21 protein-coding genes and 1 pseudogene are annotated in these 22,151 nt (G+C 50.2%); 7 read left to right on the top strand and 15 right to left on the bottom strand.

Annotation, left to right across the window (positions count from 1 at the left end; genetic code table 11):
- Positions 1-137 precede the first annotated feature (137 nt).
- Positions 138-401: a hypothetical protein gene (locus tag KHQ28_RS07040; protein WP_009310051.1), complete on the bottom strand. Its 264-nt coding sequence runs from the start codon at positions 399-401 to the stop codon at positions 138-140.
- Positions 402-713: 312 nt separating this feature from the next.
- On the opposite strand from KHQ28_RS07040, the gene KHQ28_RS07045 reads away from it, so the two are divergent.
- From KHQ28_RS07045 to KHQ28_RS29120, 3 genes and pseudogenes are all read left to right on the top strand, one after another.
- Entirely contained in the window at positions 714-893 is a 180-nt protein-coding gene (locus KHQ28_RS07045; RefSeq protein WP_004118349.1) for a type II toxin-antitoxin system ParD family antitoxin, read from the top strand.
- A complete protein-coding gene (locus KHQ28_RS07050; protein WP_020323820.1) occupies positions 859-978 on the top strand; it encodes a type II toxin-antitoxin system RelE/ParE family toxin in 120 nt (39 codons plus the stop codon). Before KHQ28_RS07045 ends, KHQ28_RS07050 begins: the two co-directional genes overlap by 35 nt.
- A 36-nt stretch (positions 979-1,014) precedes the next feature.
- Positions 1,015-1,177: pseudogene (locus KHQ28_RS29120) on the top strand (type II toxin-antitoxin system RelE/ParE family toxin).
- 179 nt (positions 1,178-1,356) lie between these two features.
- On the opposite strand, the gene KHQ28_RS07055 reads toward KHQ28_RS29120, so the two are convergent.
- The 7 genes from KHQ28_RS07055 to pcoA all read right to left on the bottom strand — a co-directional run bounded on the left by KHQ28_RS07055 (position 1,357) and on the right by pcoA (position 8,206).
- Positions 1,357-1,791, bottom strand: a complete 435-nt coding sequence (locus tag KHQ28_RS07055) for a hypothetical protein (protein WP_004118347.1) — start codon at positions 1,789-1,791, stop codon at positions 1,357-1,359.
- Between the two features lie 215 nt (positions 1,792-2,006).
- Positions 2,007-3,407, bottom strand: coding sequence for a copper resistance membrane spanning protein PcoS (gene pcoS, locus KHQ28_RS07060; protein ID WP_002436614.1), 1,401 nt, complete (start codon positions 3,405-3,407; stop codon positions 2,007-2,009).
- Positions 3,404-4,084 carry a copper response regulator transcription factor PcoR gene (gene pcoR, locus KHQ28_RS07065; protein ID WP_001188930.1) on the bottom strand — a complete coding sequence of 227 codons (681 nt, stop codon included), beginning with the start codon at positions 4,082-4,084 and terminating at the stop codon, positions 3,404-3,406. The genes pcoS and pcoR overlap by 4 nt, the downstream gene beginning before the upstream one ends.
- Before the next feature lie 54 nt (positions 4,085-4,138).
- Positions 4,139-5,017, bottom strand: a complete 879-nt coding sequence (gene pcoD / locus KHQ28_RS07070; protein ID WP_080821469.1) for a copper resistance inner membrane protein PcoD — start codon at positions 5,015-5,017, stop codon at positions 4,139-4,141.
- Between the two features lie 55 nt (positions 5,018-5,072).
- On the bottom strand, positions 5,073-5,453 hold the full coding sequence (gene pcoC, locus KHQ28_RS07075; RefSeq protein ID WP_001549790.1) for a copper resistance system metallochaperone PcoC: 381 nt from the start codon (positions 5,451-5,453) through the stop codon (positions 5,073-5,075).
- A 39-nt stretch (positions 5,454-5,492) separates the two neighbouring features.
- Complete coding sequence (gene pcoB / locus KHQ28_RS07080; protein ID WP_001378118.1) at positions 5,493-6,383, bottom strand: copper resistance outer membrane transporter PcoB; 891 nt, start codon at positions 6,381-6,383, stop codon at positions 5,493-5,495.
- A gap of 5 nt (positions 6,384-6,388) precedes the next feature.
- On the bottom strand, positions 6,389-8,206 hold the full coding sequence (pcoA, locus tag KHQ28_RS07085; RefSeq protein ID WP_000925242.1) for a multicopper oxidase PcoA: 1,818 nt from the start codon (positions 8,204-8,206) through the stop codon (positions 6,389-6,391).
- Positions 8,207-8,439: 233 nt separating this feature from the next.
- Here pcoA and KHQ28_RS07090 point away from each other — a divergent pair, with 233 nt between their 5' ends.
- On the top strand, positions 8,440-8,889 hold the full coding sequence (locus KHQ28_RS07090) for a copper resistance protein (protein ID WP_001023257.1): 450 nt from the start codon (positions 8,440-8,442) through the stop codon (positions 8,887-8,889).
- 288 nt (positions 8,890-9,177) lie between these two features.
- Positions 9,178-9,915, top strand: a complete 738-nt coding sequence (locus tag KHQ28_RS07095) for a peptidoglycan DD-metalloendopeptidase family protein (RefSeq protein WP_004118669.1) — start codon at positions 9,178-9,180, stop codon at positions 9,913-9,915.
- A gap of 33 nt (positions 9,916-9,948) precedes the next feature.
- Here KHQ28_RS07095 and KHQ28_RS07100 read toward each other — a convergent pair whose 3' ends face one another.
- From KHQ28_RS07100 to silC, 7 genes are all read right to left on the bottom strand, one after another.
- Positions 9,949-10,146: a DUF2933 domain-containing protein gene (locus tag KHQ28_RS07100; RefSeq protein ID WP_000843497.1), complete on the bottom strand. Its 198-nt coding sequence runs from the start codon at positions 10,144-10,146 to the stop codon at positions 9,949-9,951.
- A 40-nt stretch (positions 10,147-10,186) separates the two neighbouring features.
- Complete coding sequence (gene silP, locus KHQ28_RS07105) at positions 10,187-12,634, bottom strand: Ag(+)-translocating P-type ATPase SilP (protein WP_004098955.1); 2,448 nt, start codon at positions 12,632-12,634, stop codon at positions 10,187-10,189.
- 126 nt (positions 12,635-12,760) lie between these two features.
- On the bottom strand, positions 12,761-13,201 hold the full coding sequence (locus KHQ28_RS07110) for a DUF411 domain-containing protein (RefSeq protein ID WP_000758228.1): 441 nt from the start codon (positions 13,199-13,201) through the stop codon (positions 12,761-12,763).
- Positions 13,202-13,287: 86 nt separating this feature from the next.
- Positions 13,288-16,434: a Cu(+)/Ag(+) efflux RND transporter permease subunit SilA gene (gene silA / locus KHQ28_RS07115; RefSeq protein ID WP_004098958.1), complete on the bottom strand. Its 3,147-nt coding sequence runs from the start codon at positions 16,432-16,434 to the stop codon at positions 13,288-13,290.
- Between the two features lie 10 nt (positions 16,435-16,444).
- Positions 16,445-17,737 carry a Cu(+)/Ag(+) efflux RND transporter periplasmic adaptor subunit SilB gene (silB, locus tag KHQ28_RS07120; protein WP_004098959.1) on the bottom strand — a complete coding sequence of 431 codons (1,293 nt, stop codon included), beginning with the start codon at positions 17,735-17,737 and terminating at the stop codon, positions 16,445-16,447.
- Between the two features lie 113 nt (positions 17,738-17,850).
- Positions 17,851-18,204: a cation efflux system protein CusF gene (cusF, locus tag KHQ28_RS07125; protein ID WP_001246153.1), complete on the bottom strand. Its 354-nt coding sequence runs from the start codon at positions 18,202-18,204 to the stop codon at positions 17,851-17,853.
- Positions 18,205-18,232: 28 nt separating this feature from the next.
- Complete coding sequence (silC, locus tag KHQ28_RS07130; protein ID WP_000475512.1) at positions 18,233-19,618, bottom strand: Cu(+)/Ag(+) efflux RND transporter outer membrane channel SilC; 1,386 nt, start codon at positions 19,616-19,618, stop codon at positions 18,233-18,235.
- A gap of 189 nt (positions 19,619-19,807) precedes the next feature.
- Between silC and silR the strand changes: the two genes are divergently transcribed.
- Positions 19,808-20,488 carry a copper/silver response regulator transcription factor SilR gene (gene silR, locus KHQ28_RS07135; protein ID WP_001572351.1) on the top strand — a complete coding sequence of 227 codons (681 nt, stop codon included), beginning with the start codon at positions 19,808-19,810 and terminating at the stop codon, positions 20,486-20,488.
- Entirely contained in the window at positions 20,481-21,956 is a 1,476-nt protein-coding gene (gene silS, locus KHQ28_RS07140) for a copper/silver sensor histidine kinase SilS (RefSeq protein WP_003032875.1), read from the top strand. The genes silR and silS overlap by 8 nt, the downstream gene beginning before the upstream one ends.
- Positions 21,957-22,151: the final 195 nt, after the last annotated feature.

Here is a 22,151-nt window from a genome sequence, read left to right on the forward strand (position 1 = left end):
GTACACCGGGGCGTCCCCGCCCTGCTCCAGCACCCGCTCGATATCCCGCGTCGCCACCGGGCCCGGCCGTTTCGCATCGAGGGCGGCCAGCACAATCAGCACCCGCCGCTGCAGCGGCGATGGTCGGCGCGCCTGAGTCATTGCTTGTCCGCCTCCGGCCAGATGAGTTGTCTGAGGCGCAGGTGATCGGCGTCTATGAGCTCTTGTCTCTTTATGGCATTCACTGAGGCATAGCCATTTATGGCCAGTTCATACCAATAGCTCAGCACGGCACCGGCCTTGGCTGACTCGCTGATGTAAATCGCGCCCTGGCTGTCCAGATTGCATTCACGGATACGCTCTTCCGCTATCCGGGTCAGCTGCTCATAGCTGAGTGAAAAATTCACTTCTTTCTCATCCATCCTGCTCGCTCCGTCTGAACATGTCCGGTTAGGTTAAAAATCATATCATGTATGATTTCTTACTAATAATTCAAATATCATATCAAATATTGTTAGTGTTTAATGCTAAATATCACATTCAGTATGATTTTATGTTTTTGGTTTAATTATCATATCCTTTGCGCGTTTCCCGCCGCGCAGATCCGGTTTCTGGCTAAGTCGGATCTCCAGACTGCAGCAGGGCTGTTTTGAAAAAATGCCGGAGATGGAAGCAGCGTAGTAAGCTGATTTAATGATGTAAGAATAAATCTTACATTAAGATATGGAGGGGTTATGGCTCGTACGATGACGGTGGACGTGGGTGATGAGCTGCATGAAAAGCAGGCTGAATCCAGACTTCAGGAACTGCGCGATCTGCTGGCCGAAGGGATCAGCAGCGGCGAGGCGAAACCATGGAACAAGAATGCATTCCTGAGGAATGTCAGGGCCAGGGTGGCAAATGAAAGAGATTGAGCTGACACCCAAAGCAGAAGAGGATCTGGAGGCCATCTGGGACTACAGCTTCAGACAGATCGGGGTTGTTCAGGTGGATGCATAGATCGGTCGTATAGCTGCAGTATTTGATGTGCTGGCCATGCATGATATCGGCACGCATTGTGCAGAGCTGGGAGACGATATCTGCACACTGCCGGTAGAACCGGCATACGATCTATTTTGTATCATCACATTCTATGGTTACGGTCATTCGTATTCTCAGCCAGTCTCAGGATACGGCGCGACATGCACCCTGGAGATGACCGGGGAACAGGATTCTCAAACAATATAAGTTAATTGTGAGGTCGACATGACCAAAAAAAACATTGTGTATGGACTCTTTCATTATTATTCATTTCGCTTATAAAAAAAACGCTCCCGGACGGGAGCGTAAGCCAGTGACTTCGGCGTCAAATGAGGGTCTGACAAGTGGAGCTGCGGGTTAATTCTGGGTGATCTGGCTGCGATGCTTTTCCGCCTGTTGCTGATGAATAACGGAAGACTGGCCATTATTCGCCTTCTCATGCACAACAGCGGCTTTCTCATGCTCGCTCATTTCGGAAAATGGCTTAGCAGTTTCTTGGGTGTTCTCAGGTTTGGCTTTCATCATTTTTTTATGCATTTCAGCCATGTCCTGATGGGCGGCAGAATTGCCGTTTTGCATCATTTCATGGGACATTGCGGCCTGATCGTGACCGCTCATATCCATCATTTTCATGCTCTCCCCCTGAACTGCACTTTTTTCAGCGGATGATTGCATCTGATGGGCAGGCGCCTGGGCATTATTTACCTGGTCATGCATGTTCATTGTCTCTGCAGCCCAGGCAGATGAAGCGACAGCCATCATGGCAATAAAGGATACAAGGATCTTTTTCATGGTTGGGTCTCCGGTGTTTTCATACCCGAACAATCAATGCTTATAACAGAGAAAGCATTTGATCTCAGGGCTGGTTGATCATCACGCCAGGAACCGGGCGATTGAATTATCACGCTGTCCTGATTTATGGCTGATTATAAAAAACCGCCTCTGTTTATCGCGTGACTGAACGATGACATTTTTGTCACCTTCCGGGTTTCTCCTGAATAACGGTATTAATCCATTAACAGACGCACACTGAACACAATTTCCCGCCCCTGCTGTTCTGCTGACAGCTCGCCGCCGTGAGCATGAATGATCGACCTTGTAATTGATAATCCCAGCCCCGCGCCTTCCGTGTTGTAGAACCTTGATGAGTCTGCGCGATAGAACCGGTCAAACAAACGTTCCAGATTAGCGGGAACCTGGCCGGACATCGTATTCGTAATCATCACGTTCACACAGTCACTGTCACGCTCAAGGTGTATCGCTGTACAGGTGTTATCGGGAGAATACTTGATTGCATTGGAAAGCAGGTTACTGAAAGCACGTCGGAGCATATCGCTGTCTCCGGCAACAACGCCCTCTCCTTCAACCGTGATTGTCTTTCCTGTTTCGTCTGCCAGGGGCTCGAACAACTCACGTAATTCATTCAGTTCGGCTGCCAGATCCACATCATGTTTATCCAGCCGCAGCAGACCATGCTCTGAACGTGCCAGAAAAAGCATGTCACTGGTCATTCGTGACAACCTTTTCAGTTCTTCCAGGTTAGCGAATAAAATTTCGCGGTAATGCGAAACATCCCTTTCCTTAGCCAGTGCAAACTGCGTCTGCATCATCAGATTACTGACTGGTGTGCGCAGCTCATGCGCGATGTCAGACGAGAAATCTGACAGTTTCCGGAATGCCCCCTCCAGGCGATCAAACATATTATTGAACTCCTGCATGGTCTCAGAGATTTCCGGCGGAGCCAGATCGGGATTTAGACGCTGATCCAGGCTGTGTACGGTCATGGAGGAAGCCAGACTGGTCATTTCCCGTAGCGGTTTCAGACCAATACGTGTGGTCAGCCAGCCCAGAAAAACAGAAATAAAGACCAGACCGATATTGAACCAGAACAGCCAGGTACTGAGTTTGTCCATAAACAGGGTGTGATACCCAGTATCCGTGGCAACCGTAATGATGACATGTTTGCTTTTACCCTGTTCCGGCGTCACGGCAACCCGCCGCGAGATACTGCGGTACACGGTGTTATTTTCTTCCGTCTGGATCATATAGTCGAGAATATCACCCGACTTATTAAGCAGGACCGCTGGAACAACAGAATTTTTGGCATAGAGTTCAACAATTTTTTCATTTTCCATGTTTTTTATAGAAATGAATAAGCCATTGTGCCCCACCATCGCATCGTTTATTTTTTCTGATAATGACTTAATATCCGTTTTGTTCCTGAACGTCTCTGTTTTAAGAAACTCTTCGGTGAGCTGAAGTTTACCTGTCAGAAAATCGCGGTCCTGATTATCGAAATAGCCATTCAGGGTGCTAATCAGGATAAAACTTGATAACCACCATACCGTAAGCATCACCGCAGAAAAAATCAGGCTCAGGCGTGTGGTCAGGGAAATTTTGAACCTCACTCTTCTCTGATCTCCAGGACATATCCGGCACCGCGAACGGTATGGATCAGTTTTGGCTCAAAGTCATCATCAATTTTACTTCTCAGACGTCTCACGGCGACATCAATCACATTCGTATCACTGTCAAAATTCATGTTCCAGACCAGGGACGAGATAAGACTCCTGGGTAACACTTCTCCGGTGCGTTGCAGCAGCAACTCAAGCAGAACGTATTCTTTACCGGTGAGATGGATCTTCTTCCCCGAACGGATCACGGTCCGGCGCACCATATCAACGGTCATATCGGCGATGGTGCAGACTGTTGCGGCCTGCGAGCGTGCCCGGCGCAGTAGGGTTCTTACACGTGCAACCAGCTCCGTAAAATCAAAGGGCTTAATCAGGTAGTCATCTGCGCCAAGCTCCAGTCCTTTCACTTTGTCCCGCACGTTGTCCTTTGCGGTTAAAAACAGGACCGGTTCTTCGTGCCCGGACTCCCTCAGTGCGCTGATGATTTGCCACCCGTCGAGGAAAGGCAGCATCACGTCCAGTATTATCAAATCATACTGTCCCTTCGACGCGGCCCCGAGACCATCGCGGCCATTATTAAAGAGATCGGCCTGATAGCCTTCCTCAACCAGTCCCTGCTGCAGGTAACGACCTGTTTTTTGTTCGTCTTCAACGATTAAAATACGCTGCATGGTCAACTCGCTGATATGAAAGTAAAAATCTCACGCATGAGCTTTGGCTGTCCCCTAGCTGATCTGAGACGGAGCAAGCATTCCAAGCCACGCTACGGCGCCCAGAATGATAATCGCAACAACGAATTCTGTCAGGATGCTGTTTCGCATCAGGGCAACGCTGCGATCATAATTCCCTTCCCTGACCATAACTTCAAGCCGGGGACCCAGGTGAAACCGGTTTGCTGCAGCCAGAAGAAGCATCAGAACAAACAGAGCCGTCTTGGCAAGCAATATCCTCCCCCAGGAACTGTTGAATAAGGGAGTTAAGTTACCCTCAGCAATATACAGATAGTTGACCAGCGCACTCAGGATCAGGGCTACAACAATCACCGTTCCTGCCGTGGCAAATTTTGCCAGGGAGTCAGATATCACAATGACGCTCTGTGCATTATGCTCGTTTCTGCGCATCAGCAGGATAGCAAATGCAACCAGAGCACCTGTCCAGGCACCTGCAGCGCCGAGATGGGTCAGATCGCTCAGTAAATGGAGATAGTAATGCAGACCGTCATGCATAACGGCGTGTCCTCCCCAGGCAAGTGTAGCCAGCGCCACGCCCCCACTCATCGTCATCAGCAGGCAGGACAATACTCTCTTATTAGTGTAAAGGAACAAAGCACCGAGTGTGGTAAACAGGGCACAGAGCCTGACAATCCAGCTAATACCCACATCAGTTTCTTCTATCACCATCTCGATAACATGGATGGATAATTCTCTGAGGTCAGTTACTCCACTCATGGCATTAGATACCAGGAGCATATTAATGCCAGTAAGAATGATGCCTGTAACAACAGCAAAGGTTATAAACGACCTGAAATTAGTCAGGTTATAGGTTTCATGTCTGACACCGCTTATTCCATATATCTGAAAAAATGGCAATCCAAATATTACCATCAAATCCAGATAAAGAAGAAAACGAATAACAATCATAATCAGGTCGTTCATAATATTACTTCACTGTAAAGGTGTAATTACCGGTAATAGGGTGCGTATCTGAAGAAACCGCGCGCCAGTCAACACGATAAGTGCCAGCGGGTAAAGGCTCTCGCGGAATAATGACCATCGATTTAGGGTCAGCGCCTGGCGCCACTTTTGCCGCGACCGGCATCGGAGAATGTGATGACATGCCTTTCATACCCGTCATCGTTAATTTTGCACCTGAGAATTTCACGGTCAGATTTTCCGAGAAATTAAGCTGAATCTTTTCCGGGGCCGCTACGGCTGAATCAGCCTGTGGCACAGAGCTTTTTAATTCCGGATGGGCCATAGCAGAGAAAGCAACGCCCATAACGAGGCCACCTGTAAGAATGACTTTATTTAAAATCGACATTTCATTTACCTGTTTAGTTGAGTGTTTTATATCAGTGCGTTAAAACCAGATTCTGGCTCCCGCCAGGAATACTACCTGATGGTCTTTCTCACCTTCTCTTTTCGCCATATCGGATGTTTTCCCGTAAAGTTGATTCCAGGAAACGCCTATATAGGGTGCAAACTCACGGCGTATTTCATAGCGCAGCCGGAGCCCCAGCTCTGTGTCAGTCAGTCCCCTGCCGCGACCCCGCGATTCATCATCCTGACTGTAGAAATTCACCTCATAGGATGGCTGGAGTATGAGCCGGTTAGTCAGTAAAACGTCGTATTCTCCTCCCAGACGAAGGGCTGCTTTTCCGCCATTACTGACAAAACCCGTAATTTCAGACTCAAAATTATAGAGTGCCAGCCCCTGAAAACCGACAGCAGCCCAGGTCCGGGCAGAAGCAGGTCTGAAATCCTGCCTGACACCCGCAACCAAATCCCACCATGGGCCAACCGCATGTCCCCAGAGTAACTGCGCTTCAGCCGCCTCCGTTTCCCCATTGCTTCGTTCACCTTCACTCTTTAGCCAAATCCGATCTGTGTCGCCTCCAATCCAGCTGTTAACACTCCAGCTGAAATTGTTGGTGTTATCCGACCGTTGCCATTCCAGTTGATCCAGCAGAACCAGATAATTAATCGCACTGTCGTGAATCGCATGCCCCTGTAAATTGCCGAATGCAGCCTTCCGGTCGGCATCGGTAACAGGCGGAATTGGCGTTCTGCTCTCAGTTACAATGGGCTCCATTGACGTCATCTCAGTGAAATTCTCATCTGCTGGCATCTGCATGGCAGACATGTCGTGCCCGGCGTGGGGATCTGCAGAGACGGAGCCCGCCGCAATAGAAAGCTGTGAGGTAAACAAACCGGCGACCAGAACAGGTATGGCCTTCAAATTTCTCTTCATTCGCATCATTCCTCCACCCGGACTTCACGAAACATTCCCATTTCCATGTGATAGAGCAAATGGCAGTGATACGCCCAGCGGCCAAGCGCATCTGCTGTCACTCTGTAACTGCGTTTTGTACCAGGGGGAACATCTATTGTGTGTTTACGAACCATGAAATTACCGTTTTCATCTTCCAGATCGCTCCACATACCATGCAGGTGAATGGGGTGAGTCATCATGGTATCGTTGATCAGCGTGATCCTGAGCCGCTCACCGTATTTCAGCAGCACCGGTGCGGCATCTGAAAACTTGATTCCGTTAAATGACCAGGCAAACTTTTCCATGTGGCCGGTTAAATGCAGTTCTATGGTACGGCCAGGTTCACGTCCGTCAGGATCCTCAAAGCGGCTTTTCAAATCCGCGTACGTGAGAACCTTTCTTCCGTTATTTCGAAGACCAATACCCGGATCATTTAATTTCGGAGAGACGCTCATCGCCTGCATATCAACCAGTGGGTTATCCGTTTCTGACGCAGGATGACTTTGCATACCCGGCATTCCGGCCATCCGGGAATGATCCATACCGGCCATGCTGCTGTGATCCATGGGCGCGGAGGATGTCCCGCTATCCGGAAGGTCAGCACCGTCCATAGACATCATCTCTCCGCTGTTATCCATGCCTCCCATCTGGCTGTGGTCCATTCCTGCCATATCATGTCCCATTCCCCCCATACCCATATCTTCCATGGTCAACAGAGGACGGGGATCGAGGGGGGGAACGGCAGCACTTAACCCTTCTCTCGTGGCCAGTGTCCCTCGAGCGTAACCGGTCCTGTCCATGGATTGTGCGAAGATGGTATAGGCCTCACCCTGAGGCTCCACAATGACATCATAGGTTTCGGCAACGGCAATCCTGAATTCGTCAACGGTAACCGGGTTTACATACTGGCCATCTGCAGCCACGACCGTCATTTTCAGCCCGGGGATACGGATATCGAAATAGGTCATTGCCGAGCCGTTGATAAACCGTAAGCGTATCTTTTCACCGGGACGGAACAGTCCGGTCCAGTTTTTCAGCGGGGCCTGCCCGTTCATGAGATAGGTGTAGGTGTAGCCACTGACATCCGCGAGGTCAGTCGGATTCATTTTCATTTCAGCCCACATTTTCCGATCGGCAATGGTGGCTGACAGCCCCCTGGTATTCACGTCGCGGAAAAAAGAGCCAACGGTTGGTTTATTGAAATTGTAGTAATCCGACTGTTTTTTTAATTTTTTCAGCAGGCTGTGAGGATTTTCATCGGTCCAGTCAGACAACATGACCACATGCTCACGATCGTAAGCAAACGGTTCTGGCTCCCTGGCATCGATGATAATGGCACCGTATACCCCCTCCTGTTCCTGCAGACCGGAATGGCTGTGGTACCAGTAAGTCCCGTTCTGCTTAACCTTAAAGGTGTAAACGTAGGTATCATCAGGCTCTATGCCCATAAAACTCAGCCCCGGAACACCATCCATATTGGCCGGAAGAATAATGCCGTGCCAGTGAATGGACGTCTGTTCATTAAGACGGTTTTTGACCTTCAGGGTAATGGTGTCACCTTCTTTCCAGCGAAGAACGGGCCCCGGCAGGCCTCCATTGATTGTTTTGGCCTGACGCTCACTGCCCGTGATATTGACGGCCGTTTCACCAATGGTCAGGTCAAACTGAGTACCCTGCAGGGATGCGGCAACTGGCAGGCTCAGACTGGAACGCGCATTGAAACTCCATACGCCAAGACTTCCGGCTACGCCAGAGAGGGTTAACCCCTTCAGGAAAGTTCGTCGAGACGTTTTCAACAGCATGCGCATTCCCTTATTTAAAGTATGGTTACTGACAGAATTCGAGAACCGATTTAAATTAAATTACTGGTTCATCCACTTACAATGAAATGAATCTAGCACACCTTAAGAAACAAATTCATTACAATCGTGTAATGTACGTGGCTGTATTACATTTACGTCATCTTCTCCACAGGTTGATTTTTTTATATATGATCATAAGGACATCTTTTATGTACCTCAGAAGGTAATTACACATGAATATATTAATCACGACCACTGCGTTTACAGCTTTATTTTGTGGGGCAGCTTTTGCTCAGTCCAGTGATATTGCCCATGAAGCACATCGATTTGTTAATAATGCCTCAGCCGTCAGTCATGTGAACTCCTCGACGCATGAAAACTTACCGGACAGGGTTAATAAAAACAACACGCCCTCATTCTCTGAAATGAATGAACATGAAAGGGCCATTGTTGCTCATTCATTTATGAACAACAGCGCGTCCTATGCGCATCAGAAAATGATTGAGGAACATAAAAAAATGCTGTCCGGCAGTGATGCAAATTCAAAGACCTCGTCTTCTTCTTTTAACGAACTGAATGCCGGAGAAAAAGCCGCTCTCGTGCATGAGCAGGTCAATAATGCCGGTGCGGAAGCACATCAGACGCAGGCAAGAAAGCTTCGCGGGCTGTATTCGACCAGGTAACTGCAGGCGGGTTAGTGCTTAGCGTCAGGTGCGCAGCAGGGCTTTACTGACGGGTTACGTAGCAGGACATGAGCCCCATATTGCTCTGCCGTAACCTGTTTCAGTCCCGTTAATCATCACCGTCGGGCTGGTCATACAGTTCCCAGAGCTTCAGGAGCAAACGGGAAACAAGATATGTTACAAAAATGACGACCATCAACGGTGCTCCCGATTAACTGACAGATGACACGCCTCCTGAAAACCCCTAGCATACGCCGCAGTGTTCATGCTAACGGCGAATTCCAGTAAATGTATTCTACCGATGTCGTAAAAGAAAATGCCTACCTTTCAGCCACCCGCTCGGGGCTGGAATCGAACGAGATCGCTACTCTTCAGCGCTCCTTGCCTTCCCGGTTTAATCTGCGGCATTTGAAAAAAAATGAATCATTAAAACTCGTACTGCAAAAGAAAGCGGGAAAATCACGTGTCGTGGCCTATAAATTTACGTCCGGTTCATTTAATTACACGGCGTATCGTATATCAGATAAAAAGTTCTATAACCTTTCCGATACTTCCGGGAAAGGCAGTCTCGATTATCCGTTACCGGCCACAGCAAGACTCAGTTCGCCTTTCAATCCTGCAAGACTTAACCCGGTATCGGGAAAAGTGAGTCCCCATAATGGCATTGATTATTCCATGCCCATGAACACGAAAATAGTCAGCGTCATCGACGGAAAAATCACCCGGGCCGAATACAACAGTACCATGGGATATTTTGTTGAAGTAACGGGAAAAGCCGGTGTTAAAACTCGCTATCTCCACCTCAATAAAATACTCGTTACTAAAGGGGCCAGGGTTACCCGGGGAGACGCTATTGCGTTATCCGGTAACAGCGGACGTTCATCCGGTCCTCATCTGCATTACGAGCTGGTCATCAATAACAATCCTGTTAACTCACTGGCGTTCCGGGCAGCGGCACCCGCTGATAACAAACTTGAACAGCATGCCTTTGCGCATGCCAGAGACTACGAACGATACCTGGACTGATAACGGGGCCGCGACGCGGCCCCGTCTGCCGGATTAATTTTTTTTATCGTTTTCACTTCCTTGATGTTGATGATCTCCATGCCCTCCGTGGCCGTGGAAAAGATGCATTAGCGGGCAGACCAGCAATAACAGATATGGCCAGTAACCTGCCACATGTGACCAGTGTTCGCGCAGGAGGGCAAATGCCGCAATCGCGGCGACAGCAATAAGCGCATAGGTGGTACTTTTCATACCGGACTCCTTCTGTTAGTAACAGACCCTTCATTCAGGGTTATTTCCCGAGCCTGACACTTTTCAGACGCAACGCATTTGCAATGACGCTAACGGAGGAAAGGGCCATAGCCGCCGCCGCAATAACTGGCGACAGCAGTATTCCATACACAGGATAAAGCAGACCTGCAGCTACAGGCACCCCAAGAGCATTGTAGATAAACGCAAAAAACAGATTCTGCCGGATATTTTTCATGGTGATTTCTGACAGATGACGGGCCCTGTTGAGTATCATCAAATCGCCTTTGAGAAGGGTAACGCCAGCACTTTCTATTGCCACATCTGTACCCGTTCCCATGGCTATACCCACGTCAGCCGCTGCCAGCGCCGGGGCATCATTCACACCGTCTCCGGCCATCGCAACCACATGGCCAGACGCTTTCAGTCGGGTTATCACTGCTTTTTTGCCATCCGGCAGAATCCCGGCTTCAACCTCATCTATTCCCAGTTTCCGTGCGACTGCTTCAGCAGTAAGCTGGTTATCCCCGGTGAGCATAACAATGCGGATCCCCGCCTGACGCAAAGCTTTAAGCGCATCCGGCGTGGTTGCTTTCACGGGATCCGAGATAGCTATCAGGCCTGCAAGGTTCCCGTCTGTGGCCACATAGATAACGGTAGCGCCTTCCATCCGCAACGTATCCGCAACGGCCTTTTGATTATCAATAACGATACTGTTTTCCTGCATAGCCAGTTCATTACCAATAACAACCCGTTGACCTTCGACATCGCCTGAGACACCTTTCCCCGACGGGGCATTGAAATTACTGACGGCAGGTATCACGATCCCCTTTTCATGCGCGGCTCTGACAACAGCCATACCCAACGGATGCTGCGAACCTTTTTCCACTGCAGCTGTTACACGTAAAAGAGATATTTCCCCACCCGGACTGAGACTGATAATCCCTGTCACCGTAGGCGAACCTTCCGTGAGCGTGCCTGTTTTGTCGACAACCAGCGTGTCCACTTTTTCAAGACGCTCAAGGGCTTCGGCATTCTTGATTAACACCCCGGCCTGGGCGCCTTTGCCCACCCCCACCATTATCGACATCGGCGTGGCCAGTCCCAGCGCGCAGGGACAGGCAATAATCAGGACCGACACAGCCGCAATGAGACCGTGCGCCATCCTGGGCTCGGGCCCCCAGACAGACCAGATCAAGAAAGCAACAACCGCGATAAGTATCACCAGAGGAACAAACCAGCCTGAAACGCTGTCTGCCATTCTCTGGATGGGGGCACGCGAACGCTGTGCATCAGCGACCATCTGAACAATTCGTGAGAGCATCGTTTCATCACCGACTTTCTCTGCACGGATGATAAGACTACCTGTCTGATTAATCGTCCCCCCAATGACAGGGTCACCCTTCGTTTTGGTAACCGGCATAGACTCCCCGGTCACCATCGATTCATCAACGGTTGTTTTGCCTTCGATCACGATACCGTCGACCGGAATACTCTCTCCAGGTCTGATGCGGAGCTTATCGCCAGGCAGGACATCTTCCGCATTAATATCCGTTTCATGACCGTCATGATCCAGCCGTCTGGCGGTTTTGGGGGCAAGGTTCAGAAGCGCAGTAATGGCGCCTGAGGTTTGTTCCCGTGCCCGCAGCTCAAGAACCTGTCCCAGCAGAACAAGCACCGTAATAACTGCTGCGGCTTCAAAATAAACGGCCACCAGGCCATCCATGTTTCTGAACGATGCAGGAAACCAGGAGGGGAAGACGGTTGCAATGACGCTGTAAACCCAGGCTACGCCGGTCCCCATTGCAACAAGGGTAAACATATTCAGGGAGCGGTTACGTAACGACATTCCGGCCCGGGCGAAGAATGGCCAGCCACACCACAACACGACAGGGGAGGCCAGAAGCAACTGCAGCCATGTGTTGTACTGTGGCGGTACTGTATTCCTCAAGTCGGGAAACAGATGAGATCCCATTTCGAGTACCAGAACCGGAAACGCCAGCAACAACCCCAGCCAGAAGCGTCTTGTCATGTCGTGAAGTTCATCACTCGGCCCCGTGGATGCCGTAGCTACGAGCGGCTCCAGTGCCATTCCACAGACAGGACAGCTTCCGGGACCACTGCGGCGTATCTCCGGGTGCATCGGACATGTCCACACACCTTCAGAATTCTCTTTTTCCGCCTGGTTGTGAGGCTGTTTTATCTGATCAGGGCTGACTTCGTGATGATCGTGGTGATGGTGATGGGAATGTTCACTGGCATCTTCGGTAAGATAACGATCGGGATGGGCTTTAAATTTACTCTCACAGCTGGCGGAGCAGAAATAAAGTTGGTGGTCCTGGTATCGAATGCTGCTGTGCGCCCTGTCGGGCAGGATGGCCATCCCGCACACGGGATCTCTCACCTTATGCAATACGTGGCCCTCGTCCGGGGATAATGTCTGCTCAGAAGCAGTCTGGTTGTTGTGTTGCACTGCATTGTCATTTTTCACAGTAACTCTCCTTATGCATACCGAAGCATCTTCTGTCTTCAGGGTATGTCATGGATGCGATTACCACGAATATCGCCGGCACAGGAGTGCCTGCTACCGGCGTCCCGTTATCAGCCGTTCCGCTGACTATTCGATTCGCTGGAAGACTTTTTTACTTCCATCCGGTGAGAATGCGATAACATCGTAAGCCTCTTTTCGGGCTCCCATCTCCATTCCAGGACTTCCTGCTGGCATACCGGGGGTGGCGAGACCGTATATACCCGAACCAGACTGCATTGCCTTATGTATCGTTGTCGCAGGCACATGGCCTTCAATGATCAAATTACCGGCAACCGCGGTATGACAACTTCGTAGTCCTGCAGGAATAGCATGCTTTTCTTTCAGGGCTGACAGCGCCTGATCATTCATGACGTGAGTTCGTACTTCAAACCCGTCTTTTTCCATCGCTTTGCCCCACAGGGAACAACAGCCACAGTTTTCAGATTTGTACATATCAATCACTTTTTCACTCGCCATCGCGGGTAGTGAAAGGCCGAGAGCCAGCGCCATTAGAACCACTTTTTTCATACTCACCTCTGTATATTATCGATATAAACCCTGACGTCAGGGTGAATCAGTAAAGAAGGACACCCACAGGGGGTGCCCTTTCAGGTTCAGGACACGCTTTTTTTATGTCTGCGCAGCCAGATTAATTTGTAGGCGGCAGGAATAATGAACAGGGACAGCAGCGGAGCCGTGATCATCCCACCAATCATGGGTGCCGCGATACGGCTCATGACTTCTGAACCTGCACCGGTTCCCCAGAGTATTGGCAGCAGACCCGCAATGATCACCGCCACGGTCATGGCTTTCGGCCGGACACGCAGTACGGCACCATGATAGAGGGCTTCATCAAGGCCTTCCGGTGTGAACGTCTCTTTACGGGACAATTCCGGGTGCGCTTCAATGGCATGACGCAGATACATCAGCATGACCACGCCAAACTCTGCTGCCACCCCGGCCAGGGCGATAAACCCGGTTCCGGTCGCCACTGACATATGGAAGCCCTGCCAGTACAGGAACCATATCCCGCCAACCAGGGCAAACGGCAGGCTCATCAGAATAAGTAAGGCCTCATCAGCCCGGCGGAATGCCAGATATAACAGGATGAAGATGATCATCACCGTCATCGGTACCATCAGTTTTAATTTCTTATTGGCGTGCTCGAGTAATTCAAACTGTCCTGAGAATGCCACACTGGTCCCCGGTCTCAGTTTCACTTTCTCACTGATGGCCGTCTTAATATCGTTCACCACCGACACCATGTCCCTGCCGCGGGCATCAACATAAATCCAGCTGGCTGGCCGGGCATTTTCGGTTTTCAGCATGGTTGGTCCGGAAACGACCTTAATATCGGCAACATCGCCCAGCGTAATTTGCTGCTTCATTGGGGTCAGGATTGGCATCTCTCTCAACGCCTGCGGACTGTTACGGTAATCCTGCGGATAGCGAATGTTAATAGGGTACCGGGCCACGCCTTCAACCGTCTCACCCACCATAGCCCCACCGATTGCTGAAGAGACGAACAGCTGGACGTCGCCCACAGTCATCCCGTACCGGGAAGCTTTCTCCCGGTTGATATCGATATCGATGTAGCGCCCGCCCTCAAGTCGCTCAGCCAGGACAGACACCACGCCAGGCACGGTTTTGGCTACCGCCTCGATACTCTGCGCCGTCGCGTCGATATCGGACAGAACAGTCCCGGACACTTTGATACCTATCGGGCTTTTGATCCCGGTTGAGAGCATATCAATACGGTTACGGATAGGCGGCACCCAGAGGTTTGCCAGACCCGGTAAACGGACTGTCCTGTCGAGTTCATCAATAATCTTGTCAATTGTCATGCCGGGACGCCACTGATCCTCAGGTTTGAGCTGGATCGTGGTTTCCACCATTTCGAGCGGCGCGGAATCCGTTGCGGTCTCTGCTTTACCGGTCTTGCCAAATACAGAAGCCACTTCAGGAACGCTTTTGATTAACTTGTCTGTTGTCTGCAGGAGCGCTGCAGCTTCTGCCGGAGAGACGCCAGGCAAGGTCGACGGCATATACAGCAGATCGCCCTCGTTAATCTTCGGCAGAAATTCACCGCCCACCTGACTCAGTGGCCAGATAACCGTGAAAATGGACAAGGCCGCAACCAGCAGGGTTGTTTTTGGCCAGTGGAGGACCCGCAGCAGCAAAGGATGATACGCTTTGATCAGCACCCGGTTCAGGGGGTTACTTGTCTCGGCAGGAATTTTCCCCCGGATCCAGAATCCCATCAGAATAGGAATGACGATGATGGCCAGTGCGGCCGCTCCCGCCATGGAGTACGTTTTCGTGAATGCCAGCGGGCCAAACAGACGACCTTCCTGCCCTTCCAGGGTAAAGATAGGAATAAAGGACAGGGTGATGATCAGCAGGCTAATGAACAACGCGGGTCCCACTTCCACGGAGGCGTCGGTAATCACCTTCCAGCGGGTGGCGTTGTCAATCTGCTCACCCGGATGCTGATGATCCCACTCCTCAAGCCGTTTGTGCGCATTTTCAATCATCACAATGGCGGCATCCACCATCGCACCGACGGCAATCGCTATCCCTCCCAGCGACATGATATTGGCGTTCAGTCCCTGGAAGTGCATGACGATAAAGGCGATACACAGGCCAAGTGGCAGAGAAATAATCGCCACCAGGGCAGAACGGACATGCCAGAGGAACAGTGCGCAAACGACAGCAACAACGATAAACTCTTCAAGAAGCTTGTAACTGAGGTTATCAATCGCCCGGTCGATTAACTGGCTGCGATCGTAGGTGGTCACGATTTCAACGCCTTCCGGCAGGCTGGCCTTCAGCGTCTCCAGTTTATCCCTCACTGCCGTGATAACGTCGCGCGCATTTTTACCCGACCGCAGGATCACCACGCCGCCAGCGACTTCTCCCTGGCCGTTCAGCTCGGCAATACCACGCCTCATTTCGGGCCCGGTCTGCACGCGGGCAACATCCCGCAGATAAACCGGCACGCCGTTCTCACCTGTTTTCAGGACGATGTTATTAAAATCATCAATGCTCTGAAGATAACCGCTGGCACGGACCATATACTCCGCTTCGGCCATTTCAACGGATGAGCCACCGGCCTCCTGGTTAGACGATTCAAGTGCCTGTTTCACTTCGGGCAGGCTGATACCGTACTGGGACAGTTTTACCGGATTGACCTGAATCTGGTACTGTTTCACCACGCCGCCAACCGAAGCGACCTCAGCCACGTTCGGGATGGTTTTCAGCTCAAATTTCAGGAACCAGTCCTGCAGAGAGCGCAGTTCTGAAAGGTCGTGTTTTCCGTTGCGATCGACAAGGGCATATTCAAAAATCCAGCCCACACCCGTGGCATCAGGACCGATTTCAGAACTCACACCGGCAGGCAGTTTTCCCTGAACCTGATTCAGATATTCCAGCACGCGGGAACGGGCCCAGTACAGATCGGTGCCGTCTTCAAAAATGACATACACATACGAATCCCCGAACTGTGAAAAACCACGCACGGTTTTTGCGCCAGGTACGGACAGCATGGTGGTGGTAAGTGGATAGGTGACCTGGTTTTCTACAATCTGCGGGGCCTGGCCGGGATAGCTGGTTTTGATAATGACCTGTACATCTGACAGGTCAGGCAAGGCATCGACCGGCGTGTTAATAATCGTCCATGTACCCCAGATGCTGAGAAACAGGGCCCCCATCATGACCAGGAAACGGTTGGCGACAGAGCGCCGGATAATCCATTCAATCATCGTCGTCTCCTCAGTGCCCTGAATGCATATTTACAGGCTGGTCAGACATTGCTGGCATACTGCTTTCTGTTTTTTCAGGGTGGCGCATACGTTCCAGCGCGCCCGTAATATTGGCTTCGGAGTCAATGAGGAACAGGCCACTGACCACCACGGTATCGCCTTCATTCAGGCCGGAACCGATGCCGGACTGTTGCTGTGATTCATGCAGAACGTGGATCTGTTTCGGCACAAACTTGCCTTCATCATCAACAGTAATCACGCGCTGTTCTTTGCCGGTATCGATAACGGCCTGGCTTGGTATCAGCAGCATCTCCTGGCTCTTGGTATTCAGTTTCAGATAGGCATTCATGCCCGGCTTGAGAAACTCATCCTTATTAGAAACCTGGAGACGGACCTGAAGCGTACGGGTTGTCTGATCCACGCTGGGAAGAATGTTCCATTTTTCGACATGGAATGTTTTATCCGGATAAGCCGGTACCGAAATTTCAAACTGCGACGTATCTTTCAGCAGATATGCGATAGATTCTGGCACTGCAGCGCTGATCCAGACCGGGTCCATCCCCTGAATCTGAGCCACTACTTTATCTTTCGAAATATTCATGCCGGTGCGCAGGTCAAACGCAGTAATGACACCATCAATAGGTGCTTTAATGGTAAAACGGGTCTGGATTGTGCGGGTTGAACGCAGCCTTTGAATATCCTCTTCCGGCATACCAGCCAGACGAAGTCGCTCCAGAACCCCTTTTATCTGGGTTGACGTACCGCCTGTACCGGATAACAGCAGGAACTCACTTTGTGCCTCAACCCATTCAGGAATGGTGATATCGATAAGCGGAGTGCCTTTCTTCACATGATCGCCAATCGTCAGGGGATACACTTTTTCGACGAAACCGTCAGAGCGCGCCTGCACAATGACAAACTGATACTCGTTGTAACTGACATTAGCCGGGATTGTCTGGGAATAATTCAGCATTCCTCGCGTGACTTTTTGCGTTTTTAATCCCAGATTCTGAACCTGCGTTGGATCGATACGGATCCCGCCACTGCTTTTATCGCCACTTTCATCAGCATATTTCGGCACCAGGTCCATATCCATAAAGGGAGATTTTCCGGGTTTATCAAATTTGGTATCCGGTTTCATCGGGTCATACCAGAAAAGTACCTTTCGCTCCGGTGCCTTTTGTTCGGTTTGTACTGTTTTTTGTGATGAGTTTACATACTGCCAGGCAGTAACCGATATCAGCCCCCCTGCTATGAGGCTGCTGATAATTATTGCAGCATATTTTATCTTTAAAGAAGCCATACAATTTCTCGCTGAAAAATCAAAACACCTGGCATATGCGCCCGATCATTCATTCACAGTAATCCCTTAATGAATGTTCAGGCGCACTGGATGTATTCGCTCCGGACTGATAATCAGGATTGCGTAACGTTAATGCTTTTGAGTAAGGAGATATTGCCCTGCTGAATAAACGAGAAATCGACATGGTTGCCGGTTTTCAGGGCATTGATAGCGTCGTCTGCATTAACAAAAGTGAAGCGCATGGTCATTGCAGGCCAGCCCACAGCAGGGATTGCTTCGTGCGAAATGGTAATCTTTTTACTATTCATATCAATGTCTTTAACGACACCGGTGCCCTTGATAACCTGCTGTACCGAAGCATCACTGGCAGCATTCATATCGCCATGCTGATGTGTTTCAGCATGAAGACCGGCAGAAAACATGACAGAGAAGGCACCAAATAAAACGGCTTTAAGTGAATTACGCATTTTTAATTTCCTGATTAATTAAATAAATTTACTCTACCCAACCGCCACCCAGCGCGGTAAACAGATTAATTTCGTTAACCTGTCGGGAATAGGTAAGATCGAGAATGGTTTGCTGCGTAGCGAAGAGGGAACGTTCTGCATCCAGCACTTCGATGTAACTGACAGCACCACTTGCATATAATCCTCTGGCACGCTGGAGAGTTATCTGAAGTGAATCAAGATAACGCTGCTGTGACTCAAGTTGCTGGCTAAGACTGTCGCGCAGCGCAAGCGTGTCGGAAACATCCTTAAAGGCTGACTGAATTTTTTGTTCGTAATTAACCACCGATTGTTGCTGGCGAATTTCAGCCAGCTTCAGATTGGCTTTATTCCTGCCAGCATTAAAAATAGGAATTTCAATTTTAGGGATAAAATTCCACATTCCACTTCCTGACGTAAACAGGCTTGACAGCTCCGTACTGCTTGCGGAAAGACCACTGGTCAGGGTAATGGAGGGGAAAAAGGCCGCTCGCGCTGCGCCAATATTGGCATCAGCCGCTTTCAGCTGATATTCCGCTTCCATAATATCCGGTCGCTGCAGCAAAATTTGTGAAGATAGATTTGGTGGCAATTTTACTGGTGCGATCTCCCCGCCTTTCATCCCTTTTTCTGACGGAAGTGCGCGGTACGTTCCCAGCACCAGTTGCAGGGCATTGTTTGCCTGAGCCAGATCGCCTTCTCGTTTGGCTATTTCGGCGCGGGTACTTTCGATTTGTCCTCTCGCCTGTTCAAGTGCCAGAACGTTCGTACTCCCGGTCACGAGCTGTTGCTCAACGAAAGCATAGGACTGTTCATAATTTTTCAGCGTTTCCCGCGCAATACGGAGTTGTTCGTACGCCAGTTGCTGGCTGAAATAGCTCTGTGAAACGTTGGAGACCAGCAGGATGTGTACGGCACGACGGGCTTCTTCGCTGGCAAAGTAGTTCTGGCGATCAGCCTCACTCATGTTCTTAAGTTTGCCAAAAAAATCGAGCTCATAGCTGAGCTCCAGACCCGCGTCGTACTCCTGTGTGGTCGGCTTGTCACCTTTCAGACCACCGTTGTATGTGATCCCGGATGAGGCATTCAGTTGGGGATAACGATCTGCATCCGTGACGTTGAACTGGGCCCGGGCCTCTTCAACCTTCAGGGCAGCCATTCTCAAATCACGGTTATTATTCAGGGCTTCACCGATCAGCCTGCTGACCTGGGGATCGACAAAAAAGTTTCGCCAGCCCGTATCCTGATAGCTGTTTACCGCAGGCGTCAGACTGTTTTTAGACAATGAAAACTGCTGGGGAACCGGAGCTGGCGGACGCTGATATTCAGGTGCCAGAGAAACACAACCAGCCAGGATGAATATGGTACTGATGCTGAGTAATTTTAATTTGAACATAACGCTTCTCGTACAGGCAGACCTGGTAAATGGTTCAAACGAAATCCAGAGTATTGATAGGGATACTTTACCGAACGCTCTCTGTTTGCCGGGTGACAGGATAATGACAATGTTGTCATTTTTGCTGTAATCCGTTGATAACGATCGTGGGCGCAATAAAATGACATTAGCAGCCAGCCGGGGAGCATGATGAAAATATTAATCGTTGAAGACGAAATTAAAACAGGTGAATATCTCAGCAAGGGGCTGACAGAGGCGGGGTTCGTCGTGGATCACGCTGATAATGGTCTGACCGGATATCATCTTGCCATGACAGCCGAGTATGATTTAGTCATCCTGGATATCATGCTGCCTGATGTAAACGGCTGGGATATCATCCGTATGCTGCGCAGTGCCGGAAAGGGGATGCCGGTATTACTGCTGACGGCCCTTGGCACGATTGAACACAGGGTCAAAGGACTTGAGCTGGGTGCGGACGATTATCTGGTGAAGCCCTTTGCGTTTGCTGAACTGCTCGCCCGGGTAAGAACCCTCCTCAGGCGGGGAAACACGATGATCACGGAAAGCCAGCTTAAAGTGGCTGACCTCTCGGTTGATCTCGTATCCAGAAAAGTCAGCCGCGCCGGGAACCGCATTGTGCTCACCAGTAAAGAGTTCAGCTTGCTGGAATTCTTCATTCGCCATCAGGGAGAAGTTCTTCCCCGCTCCCTGATTGCCTCTCAGGTCTGGGACATGAATTTTGACAGCGACACTAACGCGATTGATGTCGCAGTAAAGCGACTCCGCGCTAAAATAGACAACGATTACGGGACAAAACTGATCCAGACAGTGCGGGGCGTGGGCTACATGCTGGAGATCCCGGATGCATAGCAAACCGTCCAGACGACCTTTCTCACTCGCTCTGCGGCTGACCTTTTTTATCAGCCTGTCCACAATACTGGCGTTTATCGCCTTCACCTGGTTTATGCTGCATTCTGTTGAAAAGCATTTTGCCGAGCAGGATGTCAGCGATCTGCAACAAATCAGCACCACACTGAGCCGTATACTCCAGTCCCCGGCAGATCCGGATGAAAAAAAAGTAAGCAAAATAAAGGAATCAATTGCCAGCTACCGCAACGTTGCCCTTTTGCTCCTCAATCCCAGGGGTGAAGTGCTCTTTAGCTCAGCTCAGGGGGCGGCACTACGCCCGGCAGTGAATTCAGCAGATTTTAGCGAGCACAGCCGCGCACGGGATGTCTTTCTCTGGACGGTGGAGGATCCTGCGGGACCGATGGATACCGGGTCCGAAATGAAGATGGAAACATACAGGATTATCGCCTCCTCTGGTCAGGCGATATTTCAGGGCAAACAGCAGAACTATGTCATGCTGACTGGCCTATCCATTAATTTCCATCTCCATTACCTCGATGCGCTGAAAAAGAACCTGATTGCGATTGCCGTCGTGATAAGCCTGTTGATTGTTCTGATCATTCGAATCGCTGTCCGTCAGGGGCACCTGCCCCTTCGTAATGTCAGCAATGCCATTAAAAACATCACCTCCGAGAATCTTGATGCGCGACTGGAACCGACACGCGTTCCCATTGAGCTGGAGCAACTGGTTATCTCGTTCAATCATATGATTGGAAAGATTGAGGATGTCTTTACCCGCCAGGCCAATTTCTCTGCCGATATCGCGCATGAGATCAGAACGCCCATCACCAATCTGGTGACGCAGACTGAAATCGCACTGAGTCAGGATCGAACACAGAGGGAACTTGAGGATGTCCTCTATTCCAGTCTTGAAGAGTATAACCGGATGACCAAAATGGTCAGCGATATGCTGTTCCTGGCACAGGCAGATAATAATCAGCTGATACCTGACAGGGTCATGTTTGACCTCAGAGCGGAAGTCATGAAAGTCTTCGAGTTTTTCGAAGCCTGGGCCGAAGAACGCAATATCACGCTCAAATTTAACGGGATGCCCTGCCTGGTTGAGGGAGATCCACAAATGTTCAGAAGGGCGATCAATAATCTGTTATCCAATGCCCTGCGTTATACCCCGGAGGGACAGGCAATCACCGTCTCAATAAGAGAGCAGGAGAGCTTTTTTGACCTTGTGATTGAAAATCCGGGGAAACCGATCCCTGAAGAACATTTATCAAGGCTGTTTGACCGTTTTTATCGGGTGGATCCATCCAGACAACGAAAAGGAGAAGGCAGCGGCATCGGCCTTGCGATTGTGAAGTCAATCGTGGAAGCACATCACGGAAGAGTGCAGGTGGAATCAGACGTACGCTCCACGCGTTTTATCTTATCCGTGCCCAGACTGGAGAAAATGATCCCGGAAACCCAATGCTGAAAATAAAGATGTAAATGACAAAGATGTCATTAGCCTGTCATGCAGCAAACAGAAGCCATTCGATATAATTAGTGCAACTTATCAGGAAGGCTGGATTGCTTCATCAATACCCGGCGTCAGAGTACGCCAGGAAATGAATATCCAGCCCTCTTCCGGAGAAATAAACGCTGCCGAACTTGTTTCAGTTATGGAACT

Origin of the sequence: Klebsiella sp. 28 (assembly GCF_018223905.1) — a bacterium.
Lineage (GTDB): Bacteria > Pseudomonadota > Gammaproteobacteria > Enterobacterales > Enterobacteriaceae > Klebsiella > Klebsiella pneumoniae.

Coding starts and splice junctions, on each gene's coding strand:
- KHQ28_RS07040 (WP_009310051.1), bottom strand. CDS start 401: ATGGATGAGAAAGAAGTGAATTTTTCACTCAGCTATGAGCAGCTGACC.
- KHQ28_RS07045 (WP_004118349.1), top strand. CDS start 714: ATGGCTCGTACGATGACGGTGGACGTGGGTGATGAGCTGCATGAAAAG.
- KHQ28_RS07050 (WP_020323820.1), top strand. CDS start 859: ATGTCAGGGCCAGGGTGGCAAATGAAAGAGATTGAGCTGACACCCAAA.
- KHQ28_RS07055 (WP_004118347.1), bottom strand. CDS start 1,791: ATGAAAAAGATCCTTGTATCCTTTATTGCCATGATGGCTGTCGCTTCA.
- pcoR (WP_001188930.1), bottom strand. CDS start 4,084: ATGCAGCGTATTTTAATCGTTGAAGACGAACAAAAAACAGGTCGTTAC.
- pcoD (WP_080821469.1), bottom strand. CDS start 5,017: ATGGTAATATTTGGATTGCCATTTTTTCAGATATATGGAATAAGCGGT.
- pcoC (WP_001549790.1), bottom strand. CDS start 5,453: ATGTCGATTTTAAATAAAGTCATTCTTACAGGTGGCCTCGTTATGGGC.
- pcoB (WP_001378118.1), bottom strand. CDS start 6,383: ATGAAGAGAAATTTGAAGGCCATACCTGTTCTGGTCGCCGGTTTGTTT.
- pcoA (WP_000925242.1), bottom strand. CDS start 8,206: ATGCTGTTGAAAACGTCTCGACGAACTTTCCTGAAGGGGTTAACCCTC.
- KHQ28_RS07090 (WP_001023257.1), top strand. CDS start 8,440: ATGAATATATTAATCACGACCACTGCGTTTACAGCTTTATTTTGTGGG.
- KHQ28_RS07095 (WP_004118669.1), top strand. CDS start 9,178: ATGTATTCTACCGATGTCGTAAAAGAAAATGCCTACCTTTCAGCCACC.
- KHQ28_RS07100 (WP_000843497.1), bottom strand. CDS start 10,146: ATGAAAAGTACCACCTATGCGCTTATTGCTGTCGCCGCGATTGCGGCA.
- KHQ28_RS07110 (WP_000758228.1), bottom strand. CDS start 13,201: ATGAAAAAAGTGGTTCTAATGGCGCTGGCTCTCGGCCTTTCACTACCC.
- silA (WP_004098958.1), bottom strand. CDS start 16,434: ATGATTGAATGGATTATCCGGCGCTCTGTCGCCAACCGTTTCCTGGTC.
- silB (WP_004098959.1), bottom strand. CDS start 17,737: ATGGCTTCTTTAAAGATAAAATATGCTGCAATAATTATCAGCAGCCTC.
- cusF (WP_001246153.1), bottom strand. CDS start 18,204: ATGCGTAATTCACTTAAAGCCGTTTTATTTGGTGCCTTCTCTGTCATG.
- silC (WP_000475512.1), bottom strand. CDS start 19,618: ATGTTCAAATTAAAATTACTCAGCATCAGTACCATATTCATCCTGGCT.
- silR (WP_001572351.1), top strand. CDS start 19,808: ATGAAAATATTAATCGTTGAAGACGAAATTAAAACAGGTGAATATCTC.
- silS (WP_003032875.1), top strand. CDS start 20,481: ATGCATAGCAAACCGTCCAGACGACCTTTCTCACTCGCTCTGCGGCTG.